The following is a 13,129-nucleotide window of genomic DNA, read 5'->3' as shown; positions in this document are numbered from 1 at the left end:
TGGTGTCCATCTGACCAAATCGGCCAGGGAGATACGTCAGACCCCGGACTCAACTCCATGTACTGCTGGGGTATGACATGGAAGGGCGGCTTCTCCCCCGACCCGTAGGGGTCGGACGGGAAAGAGGTGCTAGCCGGCCCGGTGCACCACCGCGTCGCACAGCTCCAGGAGCGCCGTCTTCGCGGTGCACTCCGGCAGGGGCGCCAGCGCCGAACGGGCGTCCTGGGCGTAGCGGACGGTGTCCCGCCGGGCCTGCTCCAGTGCCGGGTGGGCGCGCAGCAGGCGCAGGGCCTCGGCGTGCCGTTCGTCGTCGGTGAGGTCGGAGTCGAGCAGCTCGCACAGGGCGATGTCCTCGGCGAGCCCGAGCCGGGCCGCCCGCTCGCGCAGCCGCAGCACAGGCAGCGTGGAGATGCCCTCGCGCAGGTCGGTGCCGGGGGTCTTGCCGGACTCGTGGGAGTCGGAGGCGATGTCCAGGACGTCGTCCGCGAGCTGGAAGGCGACGCCGAGCCGCTCGCCGTACTGGGTCAGGACGTGTACGACCGTCTCGTCGGCGCCGGACATCATCGCGCCGAACCGGCACGACACGGCGACCAGCGAGCCGGTCTTGCCGCCCAGCACGTCCAGGTAGTGCCCGACGGGGTCGCGGCCGTCCTGCGGTCCGGCCGTCTCCAGGATCTGGCCGGTCACCAGCCGCTCGAACGCCTCGGCCTGCACCCGAACGGCCTCCGGGCCGAGGTCGGCCAGGATGTGCGAGGCGCGGGCGAAGAGGAAGTCGCCGGTGAGGACCGCGACGGAGTTGCCCCAGCGGGCGTTCGCGCTCGCGACGCCGCGGCGCACGGCGGCCTCGTCCATCACGTCGTCGTGGTACAGCGTGGCGAGGTGGGTCAGCTCCACGACGACGGCCGACGGCACGATCCCGGGTGCGTACCGGTCACCGAACTGGGCGGAGAGCATCACGAGCAGCGGGCGGAACCGCTTGCCGCCGGCCCGCACCAGGTGCTGGGCGGCCTCCGTGATGAAGGGCACCTCGCTCTTGGTGGCCTCGAGCAAGCCTTCCTCGACAGCCGCCATTCCGGCCTGGACATCGGCTTCCAGAGCCTGGTCCCGCACGCTCAGCCCGAACGGCCCGACGTCGGTCACGAGGGGTCTCCTGTCTGCTGTGTCTGCCGGTGATTATGCGGATTGTCGATAGGTCGCTGCCCTCACTCGAGTCAGCGTATCCGGTCACGTTTCGATCACCGCCAGCGCCCGTGGTTACAGGCCGGGCGGTATCCGATCACGACCGTTATGTTTTCGATCAACCCATAAGAACAGATATTTATCGACTTACACAAATCTAGCGAAGTATGCACGATTTGCCGTGATAGATCAGCGAATTCCTCTTGGTGGAAATTGCCCTATGGACTCGTGATCAGTGAGTTGAATCACTTACCCCCCTTTTCCACCCCACCTCCACCACGGCCCCTACCGCCTTCCCACTCACGCCAGTTGAGCCTTGGCTCCCGCAAAGGATCAAGCGACCCAAACACCCCCGACCAAGGTCAACCGCGCGATATGTGACTGAGGTGCTTGTTCCCGACATGTGCTCTCGCATACGTTCCGGGCCTGTCCGGCGGACGCCTAATCCTGCCGCCGCCCGGACACCCCACCGGAACCGACTCACTCACGCAGGGCAGGAGCGGGGGACCCAGGTAAGTCGCCGGTCCGCACAGCGGCACGGCTCGGGGTGAAGCCGCGCACGGCACACAGCGCCGTACGCGGCCGGGCACCTCCCGGCCCGAACCCGACAGCTCACCTCGCAGGCGCCGGAGAGGAACATCGCCATGGCCGGACGAGGCAAGCACCGTCGCCCCAGAACCAACCCGCTGACCCGAGGCTTCATCGCCGCCGGAACCGGCGGAGCCGCACTCACCCTTCCGCTCCTCGGCGCCACCCACGCGAGCGCCGCCGAGCCCCAGAGCGCCCCCGCCGCCGCACAGTCCGTGCCGCAGGCGGCCCAGCCCGCCAAGCCCCTGACGTACACCGTGACCAAGGGCGACTCGCTCGCCCGCATCGCGGACAAGTACGACGTCCCGGGCGGCTGGAAGCAGCTCTACAAGGACAACCGCGCCGCCGTCGGCGACGACCCGAAGCTCATCCACCCGGGTCTGAAGCTGACGGTGAAGGCCACCAAGACGGACGCCGCGAAGAAGACGGCGACCAAGTCGTCCGCCCCCGCCAAGCCCGCCGGCGGTGTCGCCCAGGCCACCCAGGCCTCCGCGAAGACCTACGCCGACAACCTGGACGGGTGGATCCGCGAGGCGCTGGACATCATGGCGCAGAAGGGGATCCCCGGGTCCTACGACGGCATCCACCGCAACATCATGCGCGAGTCGTCCGGCAACCCCCAGGCGATCAACAACTGGGACTCCAACGCCGCCAAGGGCACCCCGTCCAAGGGCCTCCTCCAGACCATCGACCCGACCTTCCAGGCCTACCACGTGGACGGCACGTCGTGGGACCCGTACGACCCCGTCGCCAACATCACCGCGGCCTGCAACTACGCGGCCGACCGCTACGGCTCGATCGACAACGTCAACGGCCCGTACTGAGCCGTCCCGCCCAGCAGTCGCTCGAGGACGACGGCGATGCCGTCGTCCTCGTTCGACAGGGTGACCTCGTCGGCCACGGCCTTGAGTTCGGGATGGGCGTTGGCCATCGCGACGCCGTGGCCGGCCCAGTCGAACATCGGGATGTCGTTGGGCATGTCGCCGAAGGCGATGGTGTCCGCCGGCCGCAGCCCCAGATGCTCGGCGGCCAGTGCCAGGCCCGTCGCCTTGGTGATCCCGCACGGCTGGAGCTCGACCGTGCCGGGCCCCGACATCGTCACCGTCGCCAGTGAGCCGACCACCGAGCGGGCCGTCGCCGCCAACTCGTCGTCCGACAGATGGGGATGCCGCAGCAGCACCTTGCTGATGGGCTCGCCCCACAGCTCGTCGCGCCGGTCGACCCGGACGGCGGGCAGGGTCGGGTGCGGCATCAGATAGCCCGGCTCGATCAGCGTGAGCCCGTCGACCCCGTCCTGGTCGACCGCCGCGTACACCTGCCCCACCTCGGCCTCGATCTTGCCGAGGGCGGTCTCGGCCAGCTCCCTGTCCAGCGTGATGGACCACAGCAGCCGGTCCGCGCCGGCGTCGTACACCTGCGCGCCCTGCCCGCACACCGCGAGCCCCGTGCATCCGAGGTCGTCCAGGAGCGGCCGCACTCTCGGCGCCGGCCGGCCCGTCACCACGAGGTGCTGGGCACCGGCGTCCGCCACCCGCGCGAGCGCGGCGAGAGACCGGTCGGAGAGGGTGTCGTCGCCGCGCAGCAGCGTCCCGTCCAGATCGGTGGCGATGAGTGAATATGCGATGGGTGCGGCCATGATCAGAGAATACGGACAGTGCGCCCCTTCGTTTCATCGCACCACGGACGCCGATTGCCCGGTTGAAGGCCTCTGCACCGGTTGGCAACAACATGCTCCGCTACCTACCCGTGGGGGCGCATCGAGCGGTACCTTCCAAGTGTCCAGGGGGGACTTGATCGGGGGGTCAGGTTGAGCAGTGGGCGCATTCGCGTGGCTGGGCCCGGGGAGCTCGGCGAAGGGGAGAGGGAGCGCTGGCGTGCACTGCGCGCGGCCTCCGAGACACCACGCAACCCCTTCATGGAGCCGGAGTTCACCGAAGCCGTCGGCCGGGTCAGGCCGGGGGCCCGGGTCGCCGTGGTGTACGAGGGGACGGAACCGGCCGGCTTCCTGCCCTATGAGCGGGGCCCGTTGGGGCAGGGCCGGGCGATCGGGCTCGGCGTCTCGGACGCGCAGGGCGCGATCCTGCGGCCGGGCCTGGACCTGGAGACGGGCGAACTGCTGAAGGCCTGCTCGGTGTCGAGCTTCGCCTTCGACAACCTGGAGGCCGAGCAGCGGCTGTTCGTCCGGTACGCCGCCGAGGAGCACGCCACCTACGTCATCGACGTGGAGAAGGGCTACGAGACGTACGAGTCGGTGCTGCGCGCGCAGTCGCCGAAGTTCCTGAAGTCCACCCTGGCCAAGGGGCGCAAGCTGGGCCGGCAGGCCGGCGAGCTGCGGTTCGTGTTCGACGAACGCGATCCGGCCGCGCTGCGCACGCTCATGGAGTGGAAGTCCGCGCAGTACCGCAGGACCGGCCGCCGGGACCGGTTCGCCCAGGAGTGGATCACCCGGCTCGTCGGGCAGCTGGCCCGCACCCGGGCGCCGGAGTGCAGCGGCACGCTGTCCGCGCTGTACGCCGGGGAGCGGCCCGTCGCCGCGCACTTCGGGCTGCGTTCGGCCTCGGTGCTGGCCTGCTGGTTCCCGGCCTACGACCCGGAGTTCGCCAAGTTCTCGCCGGGTCTGGTGCTGCACCTGCGCATGGCCGAGGCGGCTGCCGCCGACGGCATCGGCATGCTCGACCTGGGGCGGGGCGCGGCCGAGTACAAGGACGCGCTGAAGACGGGCGAACTGCCCGTGTACGAGGGCGCGGTGACCCGGCCGGGGGCCGGCGCCGCGCTGCACTGGCTGAGCCGCGAGCCGGCGCGTCGCGCGCACAGCTTCGTCCGCGGCAGGCCGCGGCTCGCGTCGCTGGCCGCGCGGACGCTGAAGGGCGCGGCACGGCTGCGCCGTACCTGACACACAAGGGGGGTGGGCGCATGGCCCGTTCGGCGCGTGCGCAGGAGGAGATACGGCGGTTCCTGGACATCGGGGTGGTGCAGGTCGCCGAACTGGACCTCGACGGTGACGCGGCGGTGCTCAGACCTGGCCCGGGGAGCCCGCCCGTGACGCACGGTGAGGTGTTCGTGCTGGTCAGGAAGGGCGGCAGGCCCGTGGGCACGCTGCTCGGGCGGGTGCCGCGGGGAGCGGATCCCAGGGCCGTGCTGGCCCGGCGGGCGCGGGCGGAGTGCGGGCCGGCCGTCTCCGGCGAACCCGGAGTGACGCCGTTCACGAGTGTCGTCGTCGCGACCCGGGAGCGGGCCGGGCAGCTGGCCCGGGCGCTGGACTCGCTGCTGGCGCAGGACCATCCGCGGTTCGAGATCGTCGTCGTGGACAACGCGCCCGTCACGAACGGGACGCGGGAGCTGATCGAGCGGAAGTACGCCGAGCGCGTGCGGTACGTCTGTGAGCCTGTTCCGGGGCTCGCAGGCGCGCACAACACGGGGCTGGACGCCGTACGCGGCGAGGTGGTCGCCTTCACCGACGACGACGTGGTCGCCGATCCGCGCTGGCTGACCGAGCTGAGCGCGCCCTTCGCCGCCGACGCCGGGCTCGGGTGCAGCACCGGGCTGATCCTGCCCGCGCGGCTGACCACCCCGGCCCAGGTGCTGCTGGAGAGCCACGGCGGTTTCGCGAAAGGCTTCACTCCAAGGACGTACGACCCGGCGTGTCCGCCGGGCGACGAGCCGCTGTTCCCGTTCACGGCCGGGCGGTTCGGCTCGGGCGCGAACATGGCGTTCCGGACGGCGGTGCTGCGTTCCGTCGGCGGTTTCGACCCGGCCACCGGCGCCGGGACGGCCGCCCGGGGCGGTGACGACCTCTACGGCTTCGTGCGCGTCCTGGCCCAGGGCCACCGGCTGCGCTACACGCCGTACGCCCTGGTGTGGCACCACCACCGGGAGACCTGGCGGGACCTGGAGACCCAGGCGTACGGCTACGGCGCCGGGCTCACCGCCTACCTCACCGCGGTGCTCGTGAACCGGCCCGCGCTGCTGCCGGCGTTCCTCGCCCGGCTGCCGCGGGGCCTGGCCCACGCCCGCACGCTGACCGCCGTACGCGAGACGGAGGGCGGGGGGACGCCGGGTGATCACGACGTGCGGACACATCCCTGGCCGCGGCGGCTGTCGCGGTTGCAGCGCAGGGGGATGCTGTACGGCCCGGTCGGCTACCTGAAGGCGCGGCGGGCGCTGCGCGCGACTGCTCGGGGGGCGAGATGAGGACGTCGGCGAGCGCGCGGGGCGAGGGACGGGACGACAGCAGAGACCGGGCCGGACGGGGCGCGCAGGACGGCGAGGGACCGATAGCCCCGACGGGTGGTGTCGGTGCCCCGGAGGGTGTGGCAGGGGCCTCGGCGAGTTCAGGCGGTCCGGACGGCGTCGCGAGGGCATCGGCGAGTTCAGGCGCGAGGCCGGACGGTGGGGCAGCGGCCGCCGACCGGCCGGGTGGGAGGCCGGGCCGGGTGGCCAGGGACCTCGACGGGCCGGACGGGAGGCCGGGCCGGGGGGCCAGGGCCGCCGACCGGCCGGGTGGGAGGCGGGAGGGGGGTGACGGTGCCCCCGCCATCCCCGTCTTCCTGTACCACTCCGTCATGGACGACCCGCCGGGCTGGATCGCCGAGTTCACGGTCTCGCCGAAGCAGTTCGCCGCGCATCTCGATGCCGTGGTCCGCAGCGGGCGGACGCCCGTCACCATCAGCGCGATCGCCGATCACCTGGCCGGGCGGGCTCCGCTGCCGCCCCGCCCCGTGCTGCTCACCTTCGACGACGGGTTCGCCGATCTGCCCGGCCCCACCGCCGAGGCCCTGGCCGAACGCGGGCTGCCCGCCACCGCCTACCTCACCACCGGCGCCATCGCCCCGGGCGGCCGCAGTCTGCTGCCGCCCGCTCCGATGATGACCCTGGACCGGGCGGCGGAGCTGGAACGTTCCGGCATGGAGATCGGCAGCCACACCGTCACACACGCACAGCTCGACACCCTGTCCGCCAAGGCCCTGGCGTACGAACTGCGCACTTCCAAGGCCGTGCTGGAGGACGCCCTGGGCCACGAGATCCGCCACCTCGCCTACCCGCACGGCTACAACAGCCCGCGGGTGCGGGCCATGTCGGCCCGGGCCGGCTACGAGACGGCGACCGCCGTGCGGCACGCGCTCAGCTCCGGCCGCGACGAGCGGTACCGCATCGCCCGGCTCATCGTCCGGCGCACCCACACCGTCGCCGACGTCGAGGGCTGGCTGGCGGGGGCGGGCGCACGGGTGGCGCCGTACCGCGACGGGCCGAAGACCATCGCGTGGCGCTGGTACCGGCGGGCCCGTGCGGTGGTGCGCGGACCCGAGTTCGCGGGCTGAGAGGTCGTTTTCCACAGGCTCCCAACCACACCTGCCATCTTTTCCGCACCGCAATCCCGCACTCCGAGAATCACCCCAAGAACAAGCAGTACAGATGAAAACGACCTCTGACCCCGGCTGGAGCGGGCCGGTTCCTGCCTGAGCTACTTCAGCGGCTGGTTGAGGTACGGGTCGGCGGCCGCCTCGCGCAGACTGTCCCAGGCCGCGTCGTTGGCCAGCGCCAGGTCGCAGTGCGGTCCGGGGTCGCGGTAGTTCCACTGGAGGGCGGCCTTGACGCCTTCCAGGCCCTTCAGCACCCCGGGCACCTGCGCGTACCACTCGGCCTGCCGCTGCGGGCGGGCCGTGTCCACGGCGGTGCCGAACTCGGAGAGCATCAGCGGCTTGTCATCGGAGATGTTCGCGCGGATCCAGTCGTGCGTGGCGTTCTGGGTCTGCGCGAAGGTCAGCCAGCCCGCGTCGTGACAGCGGTAGTAGTTGTACTGGTTGTAGCCGATCCAGTCGACGTAGGCGTCGCCCGGGTACATCTTCTTGATCTCGTCGGCGTGGTCGAGGTACCCGGTGGTGATCCACGTCCACACCACGTTGTCCACGCCCAGTTCGCGGAACCGGTCGTGGATGTGCCGGTAGGCCTTCACGAAGTCGGCCGGCGTGCCGTTGGCCGGGGTGCGGGTGTCCATCTCCAGGTCGAAGGAGAGGAACACCTTCTTGCCGTAGTCCTTGATGCGCCGGGCCTGGACGTCGATGACCCTGTCGTCCAGTTCACCGGCCGCGATCTGCTTCCAGGTCGGCTGCTGCTTCTTCGTGCCGCCCCACCACTTGCTCTCCCAGGAGAGCAGCAGCAGGCGGTCCTCGCCGACGCGCTGCTCCTCCGGGGTGAGCAGCCGGCCTTCGCGGCGGGTTCCCTCGGGCAGGGACATGTCGTGGTACGTGTACACGATGTCGAGTTTGCGGCCCACGCGCTTCTCGTAGGCGCGCACCTTCTCCGGCAGGTCGTCCCGCTCGTGCGGCACGAACGCCCCGAACCAGGCGCCGCAGGGCGGTTCCAGGAGAGCCGTGGGACGGCAGTCGGCGTCGGAACCGGCGGCTCCCGAACCCGGCCCGGAGGCGTCCCGGAGGGCGAGTACGGCGACCAGGACCGCGCTGACCACCGTGGCGGACGTGATCAGCAGCCGGCGCCGGCTCGACGCGAACGGGCCGGAGGCCGGCTGTCCTCCGGGGGGTTTGCGGTGCTGTCCGGCCGGGTCGGGGCCGCGGCGAAAGGGACGGTGGGGGCGGTTGAACCTCACTGAGCGGAACCCTTCGGTGTCCTCGGCGTCGTCCTCGCCGGCGGGGAGGCGCGCAGCGGCGGACAGAACGCGGTGAGTGTGGTCAGCAGCGTCAGCGCCAGCAGCACCCGCTGCGCGCTGAAGGTGTGCGTGGCGATCAGCACGGTCGCGACGAGCATCACGGCGCCGATGCTCAGGAACAGCGTGAGCATCAGCCGCTCCAGCAGGTCGGAGTGGCGGGCGAAGTCCGGATCCCGGCGCTCCACGGGCCCTTCGGCGGGCCGCGCCCCCAGGGCGGGCGCGCAGACTCTGACCACGGCCGCGCCCGGGCCCGCCGCCAGGAAGAGCACGACCGCGGCGCCCCGCAGCGGCGATCCACCGGGCAGGGCGAGCGCGGCCAGGGCCAGCCAGCCGCCGAACGGGGGCAGCATCCTGACCACGAGTTCCTGCGGTGTCATCGCTCCGCTCCCTCTGACTGCTTCAGTACGTAGAGCCATCCGGCGCCGTTCTCCGCCACGAGTTCGAACCGCGGTGAGGCGGCGACGGACCGCTGGATGCGGTCCAGTTGCGCCCGCGTGAGCTGTCCGTTCATCTCCGAGTTGGCCAGCTGCCCCTGGGTGAGCAGGAAGTAGGCACGGGCCGGTCGCTGCACTCCGGCCATGTCACTGGCGAGGGTGGCGGCGGGCCTGCTGACGATCCGGTCGACGTGGCTGCGGGCGTCGTCGAGGAACCAGTAGTGGTCGACGCTCCAGTAGGAGGCGTACGCGTCCGGGTAGTTGCGGTTGGCGGCCACGACCAGCGAGCCGTCGGGCGCCTGGTCGAAGAGCTGCCGTACGAGGGCCACTTCCTGCGGCGGGAAGTAGTTGATCCGGTCCTTGCCGGAGTAGGCGGGGACGAACGCCAGGGTCCCGCCGAGCAGCGCGGCCAGCGGCACCCAGGTGCCGAGGCCCCACCGGCGGGCCTTGGCGAGACCGGTGGCCTGCCGGTTGCCGGCCTCCTGCGCGGCGGCGCCGGCGGCCAGCGTGCGGACCTTGGGCAGGATCGCGGCGGCGGCGAAGAACGCGGCGCCGGGCAGCATGAACAACAGCACCCGGAAGATCATCTCGCTGCCGTAGCTGCTCGCCGCGAACATCGGCAGCGGAGCGGCCGCGACCAGCAGCAGGGGCCGGGCACGGTGACGCAGCACCCGCTGGCGCAGCACGCCGACGGCCGCGAGCAGCAGGACGGACCCGGACAGCAGCCGGGCTGCCCAGGAGGTCGCGATGGCCCCGGTGCCGGTCGGGGTGGCGCCGTAGCCCGTCTCGACGTTGGCACCGACGTCACCGATGGAACGGATCATGTCCGGCATCGCCGCGGACAGGAAGGGCAGCGCGGCCGTGAGGCACCAGGCCAGGAAGATCACGACGGTCGTGACCACCGGGACCCAGTCGCGGTAGCGGCGGCTCAGGCACAGGGCGATCAGGCAGACGGCCAGCATGCCGGGGGTGAGCTGGTGGGAGATGACGATCGCCACGGTCATGACGGTGATCACCACCGTCCACACGGCCTGCCGGGGTCGCCCGCGCCGCACGGCGGACCGGCCGAAGCGGCGCAGGACGACGGCCAGGACGCCGACATGCAGCGCGTAGGCCACGGACTGGGGCGAGAAGTAGTCCTGCCCGACCCAGTTGGCGACGTAGAAGAGCCAGACCGCGGTCCAGATCAGCCGCCGGTCCTCGGTGAAGGTGCGGTAGATCAGCAGCAGCGGGAGCAGCAGCATCAGGCTGGAGACCAGGGGCCACCAGGCCATGAACATCGCCGCCGAGTCCACGCCCAGCAGCCGCTGCAGGGCGGCCTGTGCGGCGAAGAAGCCCGGCCACTGGTCGTACACCGCCATGTCGCCGACCTGATCGGCCGTCTGCAGGCCGCCGGCCGTCAGCAGATGGTCGATGACCGCCTCGTGCTTCCACGCCCAGGCGTACAGCGGCGTCGGGTAGAGCACGGCCTGCGTGGCCCGCTCCATCACCAGCAGACCGAGCACGTACGCCGCCGACCAGGCGGCCGGCCGGCGTGCGTCGCGGACCGTGAACCAGAAGCCGGTGGTGAGCACCGCGAGCCCGGCCCAGAAGGCCGGGTGCAGCGCGCTGACCAGCCCGTAGTCGTCGAGCCGCGAGACGTCGGTGTGCCGCATGGCGTACGCCCAGAGCGCGAGCGCGACGAGCAGGGGAACACCGGGCCAGGCGAGCACGCCGCGCCCGGACCGGGCGGGGGGCGGGGCGGACGGATCCGTCACGGGCTCATGGGCGGGGCTCGACGACTCCGAGGAGGAGGGGCTGGAGGACTGGCTGGCCGTCTCGGGGCCGCCGCCGGGGGTGTTCGCGCCGTCCCGTGCGGGTGTGGGTTCTGGCGTGGATCTCTCCTTCGGTGTGACTGGCGGACGCACGGTGGTTCCCCCCTGGCGGTTGCTCTCTTCGGCTCTGTTCGGCTCTGTTCGGCCCTGAACTCGGATCGGTCTCGGCTTCGGGTCTGATCAGTCGCGGGACGGGCCGCCCGGTGGTTCGTCGGCCGTTGGGTCGGCCGTTGGGTCGGCTGTGGAGGCTGTGAAAGCGGTGGAGCGGGAGCGCGCCCACGCCGACGCGGCGCGGTGGAGCAGCAGGAGCAGCGTCAGGGCGACGAGCAGGGGCGGTGCGACCGGGGCGAGCACATCGCGCCACACCCAGCCGCCGACCGCGACGAGATACAGAACCCCCCAGCGGCCTGCCCACGCCGGCCGGCCGCCCGCGCTCGCGAGCAGCAGCCCCAGCGGTACGAGGCACAGCAGCAGGCAGACCGGCGGTGCCCAGCGCAGCAGCGGCTCGGGCCCGTCGAGCCCCACCGCGTCCGCCAGGAAGCCGGCCGTCTTCTCATACAACGCCCCGTCCACCGGCCGCGGTTCCCGCCCGAGGGCCACCGGTGCGGCGTACAGCGCGAGCAGGGCGGCGCCCAGCGCCGTGCCGGGCAGCCACGGGTCACGCCGGGTGCTCAGCGTGACGGCGGCGGCGAACACCACGAGCATCAGGCAGCCCGCGGTGAGCGACGGCAGGGGCAGGCCCTCCAGCAGCCGGCGCCCGGTCAGGCCCGCCGCGGAGGCGCCGTCGAGCCACGGCAGGTCCCGCAGCGGCGCCCAGAAGAACACGACGGCGACCCCGAGCAGGCTCCACAGGGCGCCTCTCAGCCGCCGCTCCTGCGGCTCCCGGCCCGGCTCCCCGGGCTCATGGGGCGGCGGTGGTTTCCTGGTCGGCCCCTCCGGCCGCACGATCAGCGCCAGCGTGTCCGCCTGCAGCGCCTCGCGCTCGTAGCCGGGGCGCCCTATGAACAGCGTGACCGTGTCCTGGTCGCCGTCCTTGGGCTGGTAGGCGGCCCGGCGGGCCCATGTCGTGCCGTATCCGGCGGTGGCGTTGAGTTTCGCCCAGCGGGTGCCGTAGGAGGGGGCGGCGGGCGTCCGGGCGGCGGGCGCGCCGTCGTCGTGGCGCAGCGCCGCGCGCAGCCCGGCCATGGAGACGACGGAGATCAGCGTCATGCTCAGCAGCACCGCCCAGCCGGCGCCCGCGATCCCGGACGGGGTGAACAGCACCGCCGCGCTGCCCAGCACCAGGGCGCACATGGCCCCTTGGAGCGCGGCCAGCACACCTGTGCGCCCCTGGACGCGCAGCACGCCGATGTAGAGCTCCACCACGACCCGCGGCAGTGCGCCGAGGGCGAGCAGCCGCAGCACGGTCGAGCCGTGCTCGGCGTAGTCCGGACTGAAGGGCGTGAGGATCTGCGGGGCGAAGACGACCAGCACCAGCACGACCGGGACCAGCAGCAGCGTCATGCGCCGCAGGGCGCCCCGGACACCGTCGGCGAGCTGGCGGGGGTCGTGCGAGGCGTGCGCGGTGAGCGACGAGGCCATGTTGATGGCCATGAACTCCATCGTGCCGCCGACGGTGTAGGCCACGTAGAAGTAGCCGTTCTCGGCGGCGCTGAAGCGGACCGCGACCATCACCGGCAGCAGGTTGATCATCGCCAGGCTGAAGAGGGCGCCCAGCGAGTCCCCGGCCAGGAAGCGGCGCATGTCCTTGACTTTCGGGGGCTCTTTGTCGCCGTCGGCCTCCACCTGGCGCGGGATGAGCCGGCGGAAGATCAGCCAGCCCAGCGGCAGGGTGGAGAAGGCGATCGCCACCGCCCAGGAGACGAAGATGCCCAGGACGGGCAGCGTGCCGGCGAAGACGACCAGGAGGATCAGTTTCCCGCCCGAGAACACCGCGTTCCCGGCGGGCACCCACTCCGCCTTGCGCAGTCCGGTGAGCACCCCGTCCTGGAGAGTGAGCAGCGCCCAGGCCACGCACGCCGCGACGAACACCGCCCCCGCCATGGGCGTGCCCAGCGGCGCGTACGACGCTCCCCACGCGTCGAGCGTGAGCAGGAAGACGGCGGCGGCGAGCGCCACGATCAGCGAACTGGCCACGTACGTGCCCCACACCAGACGCCCGGTCTCCCGTCCCGCCCGCGGGACGAAACGGACGACCGCGCCGATCATCGTCGTCGCCGTGATGCTGGCGAGCAGCCGCATCGCGGCGATCGCGGCCGAGCCCTGGCCGACGGCCTCCTCCGTGTAGTAGCGGGCGGCCACCAGCCAGAACCCCAGGCCCAGTACCGCGGAGACGCCGGTGCTGAGCATGAGGAAGTAGGCGTTCTTGAACAGAGAGTCGTGGGTGTGGCCGCTGTCGGCAGGTTTCGGTCCGCCGCCGTCGGTGCGCGCGGCGGCGGGCTCGTGCACCT

The 13,129-nt window shown here is 72.0% G+C and carries 10 protein-coding genes and 1 riboswitch; of the genes, 4 read left to right on the top strand and 6 right to left on the bottom strand.

Annotated elements, in window-relative coordinates; translation table 11 throughout:
- Positions 1–129: 129 nt before the first annotated feature.
- Positions 130–1,140 carry a polyprenyl synthetase family protein gene (locus tag IO24_RS0130330; protein WP_031141172.1) on the bottom strand — a complete coding sequence of 337 codons (1,011 nt, stop codon included), beginning with the start codon at positions 1,138–1,140 and terminating at the stop codon, positions 130–132.
- A gap of 510 nt (positions 1,141–1,650) precedes the next feature.
- A riboswitch (cyclic di-AMP (ydaO/yuaA leader) is annotated at positions 1,651–1,820 on the top strand.
- A gap of 3 nt (positions 1,821–1,823) precedes the next feature.
- Between IO24_RS0130330 and IO24_RS0130325 the strand changes: the two genes are divergently transcribed.
- Positions 1,824–2,591, top strand: coding sequence for a transglycosylase SLT domain-containing protein (locus IO24_RS0130325; RefSeq protein ID WP_031141170.1), 768 nt, complete (start codon positions 1,824–1,826; stop codon positions 2,589–2,591).
- Here IO24_RS0130325 and IO24_RS0130320 read toward each other — a convergent pair.
- Positions 2,555–3,403 (bottom strand): Cof-type HAD-IIB family hydrolase, encoded by an 849-nt coding sequence (locus IO24_RS0130320; protein ID WP_031141168.1) that lies wholly within the window; start codon positions 3,401–3,403, stop codon positions 2,555–2,557. The two genes, IO24_RS0130325 and IO24_RS0130320, sit on opposite strands and share 37 nt — an antisense overlap.
- Positions 3,404–3,589: 186 nt before the next feature.
- Here IO24_RS0130320 and IO24_RS0130315 point away from each other — a divergent pair, with 186 nt between their 5' ends.
- The 3 genes from IO24_RS0130315 (at position 3,590) to IO24_RS0130305 (ending at position 7,085) form a co-directional block, all read left to right on the top strand.
- A complete protein-coding gene (locus tag IO24_RS0130315; protein WP_420823233.1) occupies positions 3,590–4,660 on the top strand; it encodes a GNAT family N-acetyltransferase in 1,071 nt (356 codons plus the stop codon).
- Between the two features lie 20 nt (positions 4,661–4,680).
- The gene (locus IO24_RS0130310; RefSeq protein ID WP_031141164.1) at positions 4,681–5,958 is read left to right on the top strand and encodes a glycosyltransferase family 2 protein; all 1,278 of its coding nucleotides are present in this window, start codon (positions 4,681–4,683) and stop codon (positions 5,956–5,958) included.
- Between the two features lie 371 nt (positions 5,959–6,329).
- Positions 6,330–7,085, top strand: a complete 756-nt coding sequence (locus tag IO24_RS0130305; protein ID WP_031141162.1) for a polysaccharide deacetylase family protein — start codon at positions 6,330–6,332, stop codon at positions 7,083–7,085.
- Positions 7,086–7,228: 143 nt separating this feature from the next.
- Here the strand turns inward: IO24_RS0130305 and IO24_RS0130300 are convergent, their stop codons facing one another.
- The 4 genes from IO24_RS0130300 to IO24_RS0130285 form a co-directional block, all read right to left on the bottom strand.
- Positions 7,229–8,371, bottom strand: a complete 1,143-nt coding sequence (locus tag IO24_RS0130300) for a glycosyl hydrolase (protein ID WP_031141160.1) — start codon at positions 8,369–8,371, stop codon at positions 7,229–7,231.
- Positions 8,368–8,808 carry a hypothetical protein gene (locus tag IO24_RS0130295; RefSeq protein ID WP_031141158.1) on the bottom strand — a complete coding sequence of 147 codons (441 nt, stop codon included), beginning with the start codon at positions 8,806–8,808 and terminating at the stop codon, positions 8,368–8,370. Before IO24_RS0130295 ends, IO24_RS0130300 begins: the two co-directional genes overlap by 4 nt.
- Positions 8,805–10,622 (bottom strand): hypothetical protein, encoded by a 1,818-nt coding sequence (locus tag IO24_RS0130290; RefSeq protein WP_037668788.1) that lies wholly within the window; start codon positions 10,620–10,622, stop codon positions 8,805–8,807. The genes IO24_RS0130295 and IO24_RS0130290 overlap by 4 nt, the downstream gene beginning before the upstream one ends.
- A gap of 237 nt (positions 10,623–10,859) precedes the next feature.
- Positions 10,860–13,127: a lipopolysaccharide biosynthesis protein gene (locus IO24_RS0130285; protein ID WP_420823232.1), complete on the bottom strand. Its 2,268-nt coding sequence runs from the start codon at positions 13,125–13,127 to the stop codon at positions 10,860–10,862.
- Between the last annotated feature and the right edge of the window lie 2 nt (positions 13,128–13,129).

The sequence above is a fragment of the Streptomyces flavovariabilis genome (assembly GCF_000725785.1).
Lineage (GTDB): Bacteria > Actinomycetota > Actinomycetes > Streptomycetales > Streptomycetaceae > Streptomyces > Streptomyces hawaiiensis.
The sequence above is the reverse complement of the archived record's forward strand: the minus strand, read 5'-3'. Positions and strand labels throughout refer to the sequence as shown.

Coding starts and splice junctions, on each gene's coding strand:
- IO24_RS0130325 (WP_031141170.1), top strand. CDS start 1,824: ATGGCCGGACGAGGCAAGCACCGTCGCCCCAGAACCAACCCGCTGACC.
- IO24_RS0130320 (WP_031141168.1), bottom strand. CDS start 3,403: ATGGCCGCACCCATCGCATATTCACTCATCGCCACCGATCTGGACGGG.
- IO24_RS0130310 (WP_031141164.1), top strand. CDS start 4,681: ATGGCCCGTTCGGCGCGTGCGCAGGAGGAGATACGGCGGTTCCTGGAC.
- IO24_RS0130305 (WP_031141162.1), top strand. CDS start 6,330: ATGGACGACCCGCCGGGCTGGATCGCCGAGTTCACGGTCTCGCCGAAG.
- IO24_RS0130295 (WP_031141158.1), bottom strand. CDS start 8,808: ATGACACCGCAGGAACTCGTGGTCAGGATGCTGCCCCCGTTCGGCGGC.